This window comes from Fimbriimonadaceae bacterium, from assembly GCA_023957775.1.
GTDB lineage: Bacteria > Armatimonadota > Fimbriimonadia > Fimbriimonadales > Fimbriimonadaceae > JAMLGR01.
In genome coordinates this window covers 28,357-41,938 of the sequence record JAMLGR010000015.1, presented here as the reverse complement: position 1 = coordinate 41,938, position 13,582 = coordinate 28,357, and the positions used below count along the sequence as shown (strand labels likewise).

Here is a 13,582-nt window from a genome sequence, read left to right as displayed (position 1 = left end):
ATGGCAAGCGAATCGACGTCTCAACGCGCCGAACGGGTGCTGGTCACGGGAGCTGCAGGCTTCATCGGGTTCCACGTGTGCAAACGGTTGCTCGACGAAGGGCGCGCGGTCGCGGGGTTCGACTGCGTGAACGACTACTACGACCCCGCGCTGAAGGAAGCCCGGCTCGCGCAACTCGAGGGAAGACCCGGTTGGGTGTTCCACCGGGAGCGGCTCGAGGACGCGGAGACCGTCAACGAGATCGTCGCGCAGGGACGGTTCGACGCGGTGGTCAACCTCGCGGCGCAGGCCGGGGTGCGCTACTCGCTCCTCCATCCGCAGGCGTACGTCAGCGCCAACCTCGTCGGATTCGTCAACGTGCTGGAGGCGGTGCGCCACCACGGGGTCCGCCACCTGGTGTACGCATCCTCTTCCTCGGTGTACGGCTCGAACACCCAGCAACCCTTTTCGGTCCACGACAATGTCGATCACCCGGTCAGCCTCTACGCCGCCACCAAGAAGGCGAACGAGCTGATGGCCCACACGTACAGCCACCTTTTCGGGGTGCCGACCACGGGCCTTCGCTTCTTCACCGTCTACGGCCCGTGGGGCCGTCCGGACATGGCGCTCTTCCTCTTCACCAAGGCGATCCTCGAAGGTCGACCGATCGATGTGTACAACTTCGGGAAGATGCAGCGCGACTTTACGTACATTGACGACATCGTCGAAGGCGTCGTGCGCGTCACGGACCGGCCTGCGCGGGGCAACCCCGAATGGTCGGGAGACGCGCCCGATCCCGGGACCAGCCGCGCCCCGTACAAGATCTACAACATCGGCAACAACAACCCCGTCGAGCTGATGCGGTTCATCGAGGCGATCGAGGACGCGCTGGGGATGAAGGCGGAGAAGAACTTGCTGCCGCTGCAACCCGGGGACGTCCCCGCCACCAGCGCCAACGTGGACGATCTCACGAGAGACGTGGGCTTCCATCCGGACACCCCGATCGAAGTGGGGATTCAACGGTTCATCGACTGGTACCGGGACTACTATCGGTGATCGCTTGTCGTTTGTCGTTTGTCGTTGGGGCCCACAAACCACAAACCACAAACCACAAACCTAAATCAGTTCGGGCCGCTCGGCCCTCAGCCGCTCCACGATCTCGCGCACGCGCTGGGCGTCCTTGTTCGGCACGACGAGGATGGCGTCGGCCGTGCAGACGATCGCCAGATCCTCGACGCCGATCGCCGCGAGGAGTTGGCCCTTCTGCTCGTTGAGGAGGGTGGTGTTGCGGCAGTCGACGGCCAGCACGTCGCCGACCTGCGTGTTTCCCCCCTCGTCCGAGCCGAGGCTTCGGCCGAGTGAGTCCCAGGCCCCGAGGTCGTCCCACGCGAATCCCGCCTCGTGCACCCACACCTGTTCCGCGCGCTCCATCAGGGCGTAGTCGATCGAGATCGACGGGAGATCCTCGAACGCCGATTCGGCTCCCGACGCATCCCCGGCCCGCAGCCGCTCGGCGATCCGAAGCGTGGTGGCGAACGCCTCGGGCTGGGCGCGTTCGAGTTCGGCGAGAAACCCGCGCAGGGTCCAGAAGAACATGCCGCTGTTCCACAGGAAACGCCCGGAATCCACATACTCCCGTGCCGCCTCGGCATTGGGTTTTTCGCGAAACTGCGCGACGCGGAAGGCCCCGGTCGGCAGGGTCGTTCCGTGGTCGACTTCGATGTAGCCGTAGCCCGTTTCCGGACGCGTCGGCCGAATCCCTAGCGTCACGAGCCCTCCCGTCGCGCGCGCGGTCTCGACAGCAGCGGCCACGGACGTGCGGAACGCCTCGGGGTCGCCGATCTTGTGGTCGGCCGTGAGCACCGCGTGGGCCGCATCCTCCCGGCCCCGCGCCAACTCGTTGGCGGCGACCCAGCAGAGGCACCCCAGCGTGTTGCGCTTCGCCGGTTCGGCCAGCACGTTCCCCTCGGGCACGCAACGGGCCTCCGCGACGGGCGTCGCGAGAAGGCGCCCCGTGGCGACGAAGATCTGGTCGCGCCCGACCAACGGCTCGATCCGCGCCACGGCTTCTTCGAGCAGCGTGGCGTCGCGGCTGCCGAGTCGAAGGAGCTGCTTCGGGCGCCGGGCCCGCGAGAGGGGCCAGAACCGCTCTCCCACACCGCCGGCCATGATGAACGCAATCGTATCCACGGTCGCCATTATGGGGAAAGCGCAATCGGCTTGGTCATAATCGAACCACCCATGCGAGCTGTTGTGACGGGGGGAGCGGGGTTCCTCGGTTCCCATCTGGTGGACCGAATGATCGCGGCAGACTGGTCGGTCATCGTGATCGACAACCTGATCACCGGCAACCTAGAGAACGTCGGGCACCTGTTCGGCCATCCGAACTTCCACTTCGTCAAGCAGGACGTGACGGAGTACGTGTACGTGGAAGGGGACGTGGACTGGGTGTTCCACTTCGCCAGCCCGGCATCCCCGATCGACTTTGTGCGCTATCCCATTCCCGTGTTGAAGGTCGGGGCGCTGGGCACCCACAAGGCGCTGGGCCTGGCCAAGCACAAGGGCGCCTCCTTCATGCTCGCGTCCACCAGCGAGGTCTACGGGGATCCGCTCGTCACCCCCCAGCCGGAGACGTACTGGGGCAACGTGAACCCGATCGGGCCGAGAGGAGTCTACGACGAGGCGAAGCGGTACGCGGAGGCGATGACGATGGCGTACCACAACTTCCACGGCCTGGACACCCGGATCGCGCGGTTCTTCAACACCTACGGACCCAGGATGCGCCTGGACGACGGGCGCGCCGTGCCCTCCTTCGTGAGCCAGGCGATGACGGGCGAACCGCTGACCGTCTACGGCGACGGGCTCCAGACGCGCTCGTTCGCCTATGTGGACGACATCATCGACGGGGTGTGGAAACTGGCGCACGCCCGCTTCAACGACCCCGTCAACCTAGGAAACGACGACGAGATGACCATCTTGGCGTTCGCCGAGGCGGTGAAGCGGGTGACGGGTTCGTCCAGCAAGATCGTGTTCGCACCCGCAGCCGAGGACGATCCCAGGCAACGTCGCCCCGACCTGACGCGCGCCCGAAACGTTCTCAAATGGGAGGCGGAGACAACTTTGGAAGTAGGCCTGGCAAAGACCATCGCATCGGTGAAAGACCGACTCCCGACTCCCGATTCCCGATTCCCGTCCCCCTAACTCTTCCGCTTCAGCGTCGTCGTGGCGCCGTTGACGGTGAGCGTCATCTGGTCGTTGTCCTTGAACTCGACCGTGCTCGTCATCGGCTTCTTCTCGCTCTTGGCGAAGGCGTCCTTGGCCATCTCGGCGAGCGCGTTGCCGGAGGCTTCCAGCGTCTCCGGGGTCATCGTCAGGGTCTTCTCGACCAACGTGTACTTGCCCTTGACCGCGAGGGACATTCCTTGAATCGTGACGGAGGTGGTGTACGTCCCGTCCCCGTCGAACTGGAACGTGGCGGCGGCGGTGGTGGGCATCGTCGGGTCCGATCCCTCCCACGTACCGACGATGGGGTTCTTCGAGCAGCCGACGAGCAGAGCGGCGAGCACGGTCCACGCCAGCAAGTGGAGGATCTTCATGCGCATAGTCTGGCACAGTTGCCTGAGGACCCTTGGGACCGGCAATTATGCCAGCCTTGCCGAATTGGGCGATTGACACTTCCAAATCTCGCTCTCTTGGCCTATACTCTAGGTGCAGGTGCGCAGCGATTGTGTGCTTCCATTTCCCGGCCGGTCCTCTCAGCCGGCTGGTAGGAGAGGTGAGAGAAGTTTGAATAAGTCTTTGTTTGTCTTGGCCGCTATGGCCACCGTGTCGGTGGTCGGCGCCCAGTCGTTGTTCAACAACGCGGATGGCCGTGGGCTCATGGGCCCCGAGGGGCTCGCTACGGAAACCCGAGCGGCGGGTGGGTTCTACAGCCGGATCACGGACCCCGGCATCCTCTACGGATTCGGGACGGCGCTCGACTTCATCATGGCCGACGACTTCACCGTCGGCGCCGGTGGCTGGAACGTGACCAGCGTCACGAACTTCCTTTATATGACAGGCAGCACCGGCACCGCCGGGGCCACGGGATCCGTGAACGGAACGACCGTTGAAATTCACGCGAACAACGGTGGCGCCGTGGGCTCGCTCCTGTTCTCGGGGACGTTCCAGAGCGCGGTGTACACGAACATCTACCGCACGGCTCCCGCCGCCAACGATGACACTCGCCAGGTCCAGAAGGTCGTCTCGACCTTTGCCAACGTGCACCTGGATCCGGGTACCTACTGGCTGACGATCGAGGCGACGGGCACGGGTGCGTCGGGCCCCTGGGCTCCTCCGCTGACGGCCGCCGGACAACTGAAACCGTCCGGCAGCACCAACTCGCAGCAGTTCGACCCGAGCGTTCCCGGTTGGGTGCCTGGCATCGACAACGGTTCGGGCGAAGCCCAGGACGTGCCGTTCTGGATCGACGGCCAGCCCGTTCCGGAGCCTGCCACGATGATGGCTCTCGGCCTCGGCGCGGCGGCGCTCCTTCGCCGACGCAAAAAGGCGTAACGTCCGTTCGTTGGCGCACCACGCCGCGGTCTCGAGCCTTCGAGACCGCGGCTTTGTTTTTGGGCCCTCGCTCCTTTGAACCCGTGTAAGCTAACTCCCCATGCGCTGGCGGTCGTCCGACATCGAAGGCTTGGTCTCGAGACTCGAGGCCGTCTACGGACGCCCCCGGTTCATCAGCCGGTTCGACCCGCTGGAGGAGCTGGTGAGCTGCATCCTCAGCCAGCACACCACCGACGCCAAGAGCTTCCCGGCGTTCACGCGCTTGAGGGCCACGTTCGAGACGTGGCAAGACGTGGTCGACGCCGGGCCTGAGCGCGTTGCGGACACCGTGCGGACGGCCGGGCTGGCCAATCAGAAGGCGCGCAACATCGTGCGCTGCCTTCAGGAGATCCACCAACGGAACGGCGCGTACACGCTGGAGCCGCTGCGCGGCATGCCCATGCTCGACGCCCGCGCCTGGCTCCAGTCGTTGCCCGGCGTCGGTCCGAAGACCGCCTCGATCGTGCTCTGCTTCTCGTTCGGGATGGGCGCCATCCCGGTGGACACCCACGTGTACCGCGTCGCGTGGCGACTTGGGATGATCCCGGAGACCCTGGGAGAGGCCAAGGCCCACGACGCGCTCCTTCGGCTGGTCGCTCCCGATCTCGCCTTCCGGTTCCACACCTCCCTGATCCAACACGGGCGGCTCACGTGCCGGGCCCCGCTTCCCCTGTGCGAGGAGTGCGCCGTGCCCGACCTCTGCCGCTGGAAACAGAAGGGCGGTCCGGAGAAGCGCCGCAAGGAGCTGCAACAGCGTCGGAGGGGCAAGAAGCGTTCATGAAGGGGTTCGCCGATCCAGAACGCGCGGGAAAGTCGATCGAGCGGCTGCAGGCGCTCACCGATCTGGATCTGGGTCCCCTTTGGACCGGAGCGTTCGCCGAATGCCCGGCTCCCGACGCGGCCCTCACGAACTTCGATCGCTGGATCATGGCCAGCTCAAGCCCCGGCACCACGCTCGAACACGTGGCCCAGCACCCCCGCCTGGCCCCACCGCTGGCGCTCCTCTTGGGCGCCAGCCAGCCCCTGGCCGATGCCCTGATCCAGAACCCGGAGTTGGCATCGCTCGTGCTCGACCCCTCGGAGCTTACGGTCGTCCCGCAACGCGCCTCCATCGAGCGCGAGGGCAGGGCGTTGCTCCAAGCCGCCGAGTCGCACGCGTACCGTCGAGATCGGCTTCGGTTCCTGAAGCAGCGATGGACCGTTCCCATCGCGGTTTGCGATCTCGCCGGCTTGTGGGAGCCCGAAACGGTGTGGCGCGCGCTGTCGGACGTCGCGGATGCGCTGTTGGTCCTCGCCGTGGAGTCCACGTGGGCCAACTTCGCCCAAGGCAAGGAGGTGCCCGAGCTGTGTCCGATGATGGTGGTCGCGGTCGGCAAGCTGGGTGGCCGCGAGGTGAACTACAGCTCCGACGTCGATCTCGTGTACGTGCACGTCGACGATATCGACGATGCGTTGGAGAAGCACCTCCAGCGGTTCTGCGAGTTGTTGGGGCGCGCTCTCAGCGAGCGCATGGGTCGGGGTTCCCTGTACCGGGTGGACCTGCGCTTGCGCCCCTTTGGGGGCGCGGGACCGATCGTGCGTTCGATGCGTTCCGTCGAGGCTTACTACGATCTGCACGCCGAGCTTTGGGAGAGCCAAGCCCTCATCCGGTCGCGCCCCCTGATGGGCCCGGAGGGACTGCCGGAACGATGGAACACGATGGTCGAGCGCACGACCTTCGGCCACAAACTCAGCGAGTTTGCCCTCCAGGAGATTCTCGCGACGAGACGGCGCATCGAAGAGCACGCGCCGGAAGACGATCTCAAGCGGGGTTCGGGCGGCATCCGGGACATCGAGTTCCTCACCCAGGTGCTGCAGATGGTCTATGGGCATGCGGACGCCTCCGTGCGGGAGCCAGCCACGTGCGACGCCCTGCGCGCGCTGGTCAAGGCGGGCCGAATCCCCGATTCGGATGGCGAGGCGCTTATCGACGCCTACCGGTTCCTTCGCCAGGTCGAGCACCGCTGCCAGCTCGTCGGGGACCAGCAGACGCACCGCATCCCCAGTCAGCCCGAGGCCCGGGAGCACCTCGCCCGCATCACGGGCATGGCGGACTGGGCTGAACTCGAGGCAACCCTGTCGCGCCACCGGCGGGCCGTGCGCGAGCTGTTCCGCCGCATCCTCATGCCGTTGGACTCGGGCGGGCCCCCGCGGGACTCGGTGCTCGGATGGCTGGGTGCGCTGGCCCCCGCGGCGGGCACCTGGTTCGATGCGCTGCCGGCAAGCGAGGCGTTCTACCGTGGCCTTTCCGAGAACGAGGGCAGCCTGGGACGCGTGAAACGGCTGTTGGAAGAGGCCCCAGTGCTCGTTCCGACGTTCCAGCAATCGACCGCGCTGACCGAGCGCATCCTCAGCGGCGAGATCGAAGAGCTGGAGGACGTCGCCGCGCGCATCGCGCAGCTCCCGCCCGACACCCCGCTGGACCAGGTCGCCGACGCGCTCGTGTCGGCCAAGGCGACGTTGGCCACCCGCTGGCTCCTCGGATCGGACGAGCAACTGGGGGTCGAGCTGTGCCGGCTTTGGGATGCGGCGTTGCGCCACTGCCACGCGCGCCTCTACGCGACGTTCGATCTCGTTGCCCTGGGCAGCTACGCGCTGACCGACTCAAGCTTCGGGTCCGACCTCGACATGGTGTTTCTCGTCGAGGACCCCCGGCTGCAGAATGAGGCCGAGCTGCAGGCCCAGCAGTTCATCGCGATGCTGGCTCGACTCCGCCGCCTCGGCGCCGTGCCCGGCGTGGATCTCAGGCTCCGACCCGAGGGCCGGCAGGGGCTTCTCGTGAGGACCTACGAGGGGCTTCGGGCGTACGAACTCGAGCGGATGGAGATGTGGGAGCGCTTCGCGTTGGGCTTCTCGCGACCCGTCCATGCCGCCTCCCGCGCCGCCGCCGAGCTCCTCCGGGCCGCGTACGCCATGCCGCTTTCGCCCCCGCGCATGAAGGAGCTCGTCGCCATGAAGAAGCGCATCGAGAGCGAGCGGGTCATGCCCCAACACGTGCATCGGCACGTAAAGCTGGGTCACGGCGGGCTAAGCGATATCGAGTGGTTCGTCCACCTTTACGAGATGCGCTATCCGACCGCGACCGCGGCGGGTGAGGCGACGACGATGCTCGACCGACTCCGTGCGCTCAGCAGGGCGCACCTCATCAACGCGGTGGAGTTTTCAGAACTGGTCGAGGGCCGCGCCCACTTGCTCGACGTTCGGAATCGGTTGGCGCTGCTCGACTACGCCGGCGATCTTGTCCCCGAGAATCCTGATAAACTCGATCGTCTCGCCCACGGAATGGGATTCGAGACCGGCAACGCGTTTCTTGCATTCCACGGGCAGGTCACGGGAACGGTGCGGACCATCTACGAAGAGGGGTTGGAGCGGCTGAACGCATGACATTCGAGTTGGCTATCTGGTTCGTGTTCGCCTACTTTCTGGGTGCGGTTCCTTTCGGGGTCCTGACCGCGCGCCGGTACGGCGTCGACCTGTTCCAGGTCGGAAGCGGCAACGTGGGGGCCACCAACGTCTACCGCGCGCTTGGCAAGAAGCCGGCTCTCTTGGTGTTTGTCCTCGACGTGCTGAAGGGTTTGGTGCCGGCGATGATCGTCCGGGCCCGCACGGGTTCTGAGGAGTGGGCGCTGGCCGTGGGCTTGTTCGCGGTACTTGGGCACTCGCTCTCCCCATTCCTCAATTTCAAGGGTGGCAAGGGCATCAGCACGGGCCTGGGCGCCCTTCTCGGAAGCAGCCCCGCGGTCGCGCTCTCGGCCTTCGGCGCGTTCCTGATCTCGTTCGGACTCAGCGGCTACGTGAGTTTGTCCTCGGTCGTCTCTGCCGTGGCGATGATCGGCTTCGGCCTGCTGTACGGACGATCGGCCACGCTGATGGGGGTTTTTGGGGCGCTGGGGGTGTGGGTGACGGTCCGGCACCTTCCCAACATCCGGCGCCTCCTCGCCGGGACCGAAGCGAAGTTCTCGCTGAGCGATTCGAAGGAGAAGGCGGCCTCGCAACGGGGAGGTCCATTGGCAGACGCACCGGAAGACCCGGGAGGCGCGTCCGAGAAGTAGCCATGCTCGAGCGCATCACCGAGCACCCTTTGGTCTTCTTCGGAGGCTGCGTCGTCTGGATTCCCGTCGCGATCTGGGTGATCTCCCTCGTGCACTGGATGATCCAGGGCGACATCGACGTGGTGTTCGGAATCCCCGGCGTCATCGCGGCCTTCGTGCTCGGCGGGTTCACCCTGAACCCTCCCACCCCCGCCTTGTCGCCGGTCTTCCTGATGGTCGCCGTCCTCGGTGTGGTGCTGTTTCCGAGCTTGCGCGCCGCCCTGGACCGACGCGCGCTCGCCCGGATCGACGACGAGTCGTTGGCCAGCGCGCACGACGCGCTCAAGGAGAAGCCGGACAACGTCGGCGCGCGCCTCCGCATCGCGCGGGTGATCGCGCAGAAGGGCCTTCCGGGCCACGCGGCCGCAATCGCCTATGCGGCGTTGCACGGATTGCCCGAAGCCCACTTCACCGCCGAGTTGCGGGAAGCGGCGAAGTGGAAGGCTCAAGGCGCCTACCCCGACGCGTCCCGCCCGATCGTCTGCGCGGCGTGCGGCGAGTCGAACGGTCCCGGAGACCTGTACTGCAGCCGGTGCCGGGCGCCTTTCCTGTTGGACTGGGCGCAGGGGCGGTGGAGCGGCGATCGGACCGCCCGCAAGCTCGTCGCGGTGTGGATCTCTGCGATCTTGGCGATGGTCGGCATTCCTTCGGCGGCCGCGGCGCTTCCGCCGGTCGTGGCGGTTTTGGCGATCGTCGTCTTGTTCGCACTGGTGGGCGGCGTGCTGTGGCTTGCGTTTCGGCCGGAGAGGCGGCAGGTCGTGCTGTGAAACACCTCGACCGCTACGTCCTGCGCGAGCTGGTGGTGCCATTTCTGATCGGCACGATCGCCGTGGTGCTGATGTTCCAGGCAAACCAGCTCATCGCGCAGTTCAAGGCCTTCTCGCTGCAGTCCGTGCCGGCGTCCGCCATCCTCCAAAGCCTGATGTTCCGCACACCCAGCTATCTGGTGATGACGCTCCCGGTGGGCATGGCGCTCGCGTCCTCGCTGGCGATGTCGCGCCTCGCGCGCGAATCGGAGCTGACGGCGATCCGCGGCGCCGGGGTGCGGCTGCTTCGCGTGATCCTGCCCGTGGCGGCCTTTGGCCTCGTCGTCTCCCTCGCCAACTTCTACCTGGTGGAGCGCGTGGTGCCCGTGGCTCAACGCGAGGCGCGCAAGGTGGAACAGCAGGTCGCCCTGCTCAGCGCGGGGCCGGAGTTCCAGTCCAACGTGACGGTGCGGCTGCGCGCGTTCACGGCGTTTATCGGGACGGTGAACCGCGCGCCCGACGGTTCGATCCTGCTTTCCAACGTCATGCTCGTCGAGCGTCCCCGGGTCGGCGAAATCGTCTTCTACCTCGCGGACTTCGGGGATTACCAGAAGGGCAACTGGAGCCTTCCCAAGGCCCGCATCTGGACGTTCAAGGGCGAGCGGGTGCAGCACTTCCAGGTGCGCGATTTCCGCATTGAAGAGCCCATCACGGTCGATCAGCTCTTCCTCGATCCCGCGCCCGAAGAGCAGACCGCGGCCCAGTTGCAGAAGGCCATCGACGAGGGCGAGCGCTTCGGTCGGGACACGCGATCCCTGCGGGTCGCGTATTACGTGCGCTACAGCGTGCCGGCCGCGTGCCTCGTGTTCGCCATCGTCGGGCCGGTGTTTGCGATCTGGCTCTCGCGGAGCGGGTTCGTGGGGGTGCTCCTCAGCATCGTGCTCGTTTTTCTCTACTACAACGTGCACGTCGTGTCGACGGAGATCTTCGGAAAGGAAGGGTGGCTGAGTCCGGTGGTGGCGGCTTGGCTGCCCAACGTGTTGTTTGCGGTCTTGGGTCTGATCGGCCTTCGGAGGTTGGAGTGAGAGCCCTGGCGATCACGCCTTGCCTCGGGCTCGCCGGCCTGGCCCTTGCCCAGTTACCGACGACCCCGATCAGCGCGGGATTTCGGGTTCTGACCGATCGAGGACTGATCAAACCGCCGCCCCGTCTGGATCCCCAGGAGCCGTCCGGCTTTCCCGGACTGCCTCCCAAATCGGGCGCCCTTCCCCCTCCGCAGAGCCAAGACCGAACGCTCCAGATCCTCCAAACCGGCACGGTGGAGCGAGTCGGGCAGCAGATCGTGCTCGATGGCGGGGTGCATGTGCAGTACGAAGGGTACGACATATTCGCGAACCGCGTGGAGGGAGACCTCGACACGCAGGTGTTCTTCCTCACGGGCCAAGTCAAGCTCATCGGGATCGACTCGGTGGTGACCGGCGGGGCGGTCCAGGTCATGTTCAAGGAGCGGTCGTTTCGCGCCACCGACGGCGAAGCGCAGCTCCGTCCCAGCTTCCTCAAGGGCAGGACCCTCGACGACGTGTATTTGGGAGGGAAGCTGACGTACGGTTCCGAGCGCGAAGCGTTCGCGTCGCAGTCGTACTTCACCACCTGCAATCTCGACCACCCGCACTACGTGCTGGATTCGCGGTTCGCCACCGTCCGTCCAGGCCGGCGACTGATCCTTCGCGATGTGGAGATCCGCATTCTCGACCATCGCATCCTGCGGCTGCCTTACGTGTCGATTCCGCTCGAGGATTACTCGGACCGGTATCTCCCCGACGTGGGCCAGAGCCGCGACGAGGGCTACTACGTGCGCACGCGGACCGGGGTGCCGCTGCCGTCGCCGAGGACCTCGCTCGACGCGCGCGTGGACTACTACACCAAGCTCGGGGGCGGGCTGGGCGCGGACTATCGGTACGAGCACGCGAAATCGAGCGGCCAGATCCAAGTGTTCGGCCTGACGGGCGGCCCAGGAAGTCTGCAGGCGTCGAACCGCCACTCGCAGACCTTCGGCGCGTTCACGATCGACGTGTCCAACGAGTATCAGCGCAACAACTACCTGACGGCCCCCCAAAGCACCTTGCTCAGCACCAGGGGCAACCTCATGTACCGACAAGGGGCCTCGAACACGCGGCTGAGCTTCATGCGCACGGGGAACAACAGCCCGGGTTTCTCGTTCGAGCAGCAGACGACGACGCTCTCCGACCAGCGCACGTGGTCGAAGGCCCTGCGCACGACGCTGGATCTCAACCTGGTGGCGAACAAGAGCGAGTTCTCGTCGGGCACGCCGATCGAACGCCAACAGCTCGACGTGCGCTTTCGGGGCCAGCAGGACCTCCAGCGCGCCACCGCGGAGTTGGAGTACATCCGGAGCATTCCGGTGGGCGAAACGACGAACTTCTTCAGCGCTTCGGACCGGACGCCAGTCTTCACCCTCCGGTCCAGTTCGCAGCAGATGTTCGGAAGCGAGCGGGCAGGCCTCGGAATGCCCTTCCAAACGCAGCTTTCGTTGGGAGAGTTCGTGGACTCGAGATCCCGCAGCCGCATCTCGAGAGGCTATTTCGACTTTGCCTTTCAGCGCCCGGACACGAGCGGCAAGAAGTTCACGTTCAACTGGGACGGAAAGTTCCGGCAAGGCGTCTACAGCGACGACACCGCGCAGTACGTCGTGGGGATGGGAGCGAACGCCCGCTACAAGTTGGGCAAGGACACGGGCGTGAACGTGCGTTACAACTACCTGCGCCCGTTCGGCTTCTCCCCGCTCCAACTCGACCGCAGCGGCGAGTACCACCAGGTGTTCGCCGACATCAACATCCGTCCCGTGCCCACGGTGCTTCTGGCGGTGCAGACCGGCTACGACCTGTTGGGCAAGAACCTCTCGAGCACCAACTGGCAGACCGTGGGCGTTCGGGTGGAGTACGAGCCGGCGAAGTGGCTGCTCTTCCGGGCGAACTCGACCTACGACCCGTACCAGAAGGGGTGGAGCAACCTGCGCTTGGACGTGGCGTACAAGCCCGGGGCCACCCTGGTGCGGGCCAGCGCCCGGTACGACGGCATCCGGAAGCAGTGGGGCCAGGTCGCTGTTTCGGTGCTGAACCTCAAGTGGGGCCGGTTCCAGGCCAGCACCGACCTCGTGTACAACGGCTACCTCAAGCAGTTCGAGGCCCGCCACTTCGACTTCCGTTACGATCTGCACTGCGCCGAAGCGGTCCTGCAGATCATCGACAACCCGCTCGGCTTCCGCAGCGGGCGGGAGATCAACTTCTTCTTCCGCCTGAAGGCGTTCCCGTTCAATACGGGCTACGGCACCGGCCAGCGGGGCCAGGCGATCGGCGGCGGCACCGGCCGCGATTTCTAACTCGACGCGCTCTGGTAGCGCGTGAGCGCGAACTTCCAAAACGCTCTGGCGGCGGCCAAGGCACCCAGGGACCACACCAATCCAAGGGTCAGCATCGGCACGTCCAACCCCTGGATGAGCTGGCGCGTCGGGATAGTCGCGATGAAGGCGAGGGGGAGGGCGTAGGTCAGCAACCGCCGCAGCGAGACGCCGAAGATGTCGAGCGGGAAGCGGGACACCTGGAGCACCGATTCGCTGAGCACCCAGAGATTGTCCACACGAACCAACCAGATCCCGAGCGTCATCAGGGCGAGGTTGAACGAGTAGAAGAGGATCAGCCCGCTGAGAAGCAGGGAGACGTAGGCGATCCACTGTGCCGGCGAGGGATGCTGCCCGGTCATGACCATCCCGGCGATCAGCAGGCCCACGCCCGCCAGCATCGTTCCGCCCTGGCTGAAGTTGAAGCGACGGAGCGAAACCCAGAACTGGGGATCGACCGGCTTCACCAGCACGAAATCCAGCGTGCCCTTGCGCACCTGCTCGGGGATTTCGAGGAGCGAAAAACAGAACGCCGAGTGAAGAGATTCCAACAGGAAACAGCTTGCGATGAGCACAAACGCGTCTCCGCGGGACCAGCCCGCGACGCTGTCCGTGTTCCGGTAGATCACGAGGACGATGAGGACGAAGAACCCCGTCCACACCAGGTTTTCACCAACTTTGGCGAAGAAATTTGCACGAAACTCCAGCTCCCTTGC

The 13,582-nt window shown here is 65.7% G+C and carries 12 protein-coding genes; 9 read left to right on the top strand and 3 right to left on the bottom strand.

Going from position 1 to position 13,582, the window contains the following annotated elements:
• The gene (locus M9921_12570; GenBank protein ID MCO5297682.1) at nt 1-1,035 is read left to right on the top strand and encodes an NAD-dependent epimerase; all 1,035 of its coding nucleotides are present in this window, start codon (nt 1-3) and stop codon (nt 1,033-1,035) included.
• 60 nt (nt 1,036-1,095) lie between these two features.
• Here M9921_12570 and M9921_12565 read toward each other — a convergent pair whose 3' ends face one another.
• A complete protein-coding gene (locus tag M9921_12565) occupies nt 1,096-2,169 on the bottom strand; it encodes a sugar phosphate nucleotidyltransferase (protein ID MCO5297681.1) in 1,074 nt (357 codons plus the stop codon).
• A 51-nt stretch (nt 2,170-2,220) separates the two neighbouring features.
• Here M9921_12565 and M9921_12560 point away from each other — a divergent pair, with 51 nt between their 5' ends.
• On the top strand, nt 2,221-3,180 hold the full coding sequence (locus M9921_12560) for an SDR family oxidoreductase (GenBank protein ID MCO5297680.1): 960 nt from the start codon (nt 2,221-2,223) through the stop codon (nt 3,178-3,180).
• Here the strand turns inward: M9921_12560 and M9921_12555 are convergent.
• Nucleotides 3,177-3,575, bottom strand: a complete 399-nt coding sequence (locus tag M9921_12555) for a hypothetical protein (protein MCO5297679.1) — start codon at nt 3,573-3,575, stop codon at nt 3,177-3,179. The two genes, M9921_12560 and M9921_12555, sit on opposite strands and share 4 nt — an antisense overlap.
• Before the next feature lie 190 nt (nt 3,576-3,765).
• On the opposite strand from M9921_12555, the gene M9921_12550 reads away from it, so the two are divergent.
• From M9921_12550 to M9921_12520, 7 genes are all read left to right on the top strand, one after another.
• Nucleotides 3,766-4,533 (top strand): PEP-CTERM sorting domain-containing protein, encoded by a 768-nt coding sequence (locus tag M9921_12550; protein ID MCO5297678.1) that lies wholly within the window; start codon nt 3,766-3,768, stop codon nt 4,531-4,533.
• Nucleotides 4,534-4,633: 100 nt separating this feature from the next.
• Complete coding sequence (locus M9921_12545; protein MCO5297677.1) at nt 4,634-5,353, top strand: endonuclease III; 720 nt, start codon at nt 4,634-4,636, stop codon at nt 5,351-5,353.
• Nucleotides 5,350-7,995, top strand: coding sequence for a hypothetical protein (locus tag M9921_12540; protein MCO5297676.1), 2,646 nt, complete (start codon nt 5,350-5,352; stop codon nt 7,993-7,995). The genes M9921_12545 and M9921_12540 overlap by 4 nt, the downstream gene beginning before the upstream one ends.
• Nucleotides 7,992-8,663 (top strand): glycerol-3-phosphate 1-O-acyltransferase PlsY, encoded by a 672-nt coding sequence (gene plsY / locus M9921_12535; GenBank protein ID MCO5297675.1) that lies wholly within the window; start codon nt 7,992-7,994, stop codon nt 8,661-8,663. Before M9921_12540 ends, plsY begins: the two co-directional genes overlap by 4 nt.
• 2 nt (nt 8,664-8,665) lie before the next feature.
• The gene (locus tag M9921_12530) at nt 8,666-9,469 is read left to right on the top strand and encodes a hypothetical protein (GenBank protein ID MCO5297674.1); all 804 of its coding nucleotides are present in this window, start codon (nt 8,666-8,668) and stop codon (nt 9,467-9,469) included.
• Nucleotides 9,466-10,533, top strand: coding sequence for an LptF/LptG family permease (locus M9921_12525; protein ID MCO5297673.1), 1,068 nt, complete (start codon nt 9,466-9,468; stop codon nt 10,531-10,533). The genes M9921_12530 and M9921_12525 overlap by 4 nt, the downstream gene beginning before the upstream one ends.
• Complete coding sequence (locus M9921_12520; protein ID MCO5297672.1) at nt 10,530-12,848, top strand: hypothetical protein; 2,319 nt, start codon at nt 10,530-10,532, stop codon at nt 12,846-12,848. Before M9921_12525 ends, M9921_12520 begins: the two co-directional genes overlap by 4 nt.
• Here the strand turns inward: M9921_12520 and M9921_12515 are convergent.
• Nucleotides 12,845-13,528: an ABC transporter permease gene (locus tag M9921_12515; GenBank protein MCO5297671.1), complete on the bottom strand. Its 684-nt coding sequence runs from the start codon at nt 13,526-13,528 to the stop codon at nt 12,845-12,847. The two genes, M9921_12520 and M9921_12515, sit on opposite strands and share 4 nt — an antisense overlap.
• Between the last annotated feature and the right edge of the window lie 54 nt (nt 13,529-13,582).

Excerpts from the sequence above, each read along its gene's own strand:
- M9921_12570 (MCO5297682.1), top strand. The coding sequence starts at position 1 with ATGGCAAGCGAATCGACGTCTCAACGCGCCGAACGGGTGCTGGTCACG.
- M9921_12560 (MCO5297680.1), top strand. The coding sequence starts at position 2,221 with ATGCGAGCTGTTGTGACGGGGGGAGCGGGGTTCCTCGGTTCCCATCTG.
- M9921_12555 (MCO5297679.1), bottom strand. The coding sequence starts at position 3,575 with ATGAAGATCCTCCACTTGCTGGCGTGGACCGTGCTCGCCGCTCTGCTC.
- M9921_12545 (MCO5297677.1), top strand. The coding sequence starts at position 4,634 with ATGCGCTGGCGGTCGTCCGACATCGAAGGCTTGGTCTCGAGACTCGAG.
- M9921_12540 (MCO5297676.1), top strand. The coding sequence starts at position 5,350 with ATGAAGGGGTTCGCCGATCCAGAACGCGCGGGAAAGTCGATCGAGCGG.
- plsY (MCO5297675.1), top strand. The coding sequence starts at position 7,992 with ATGACATTCGAGTTGGCTATCTGGTTCGTGTTCGCCTACTTTCTGGGT.
- M9921_12530 (MCO5297674.1), top strand. The coding sequence starts at position 8,666 with ATGCTCGAGCGCATCACCGAGCACCCTTTGGTCTTCTTCGGAGGCTGC.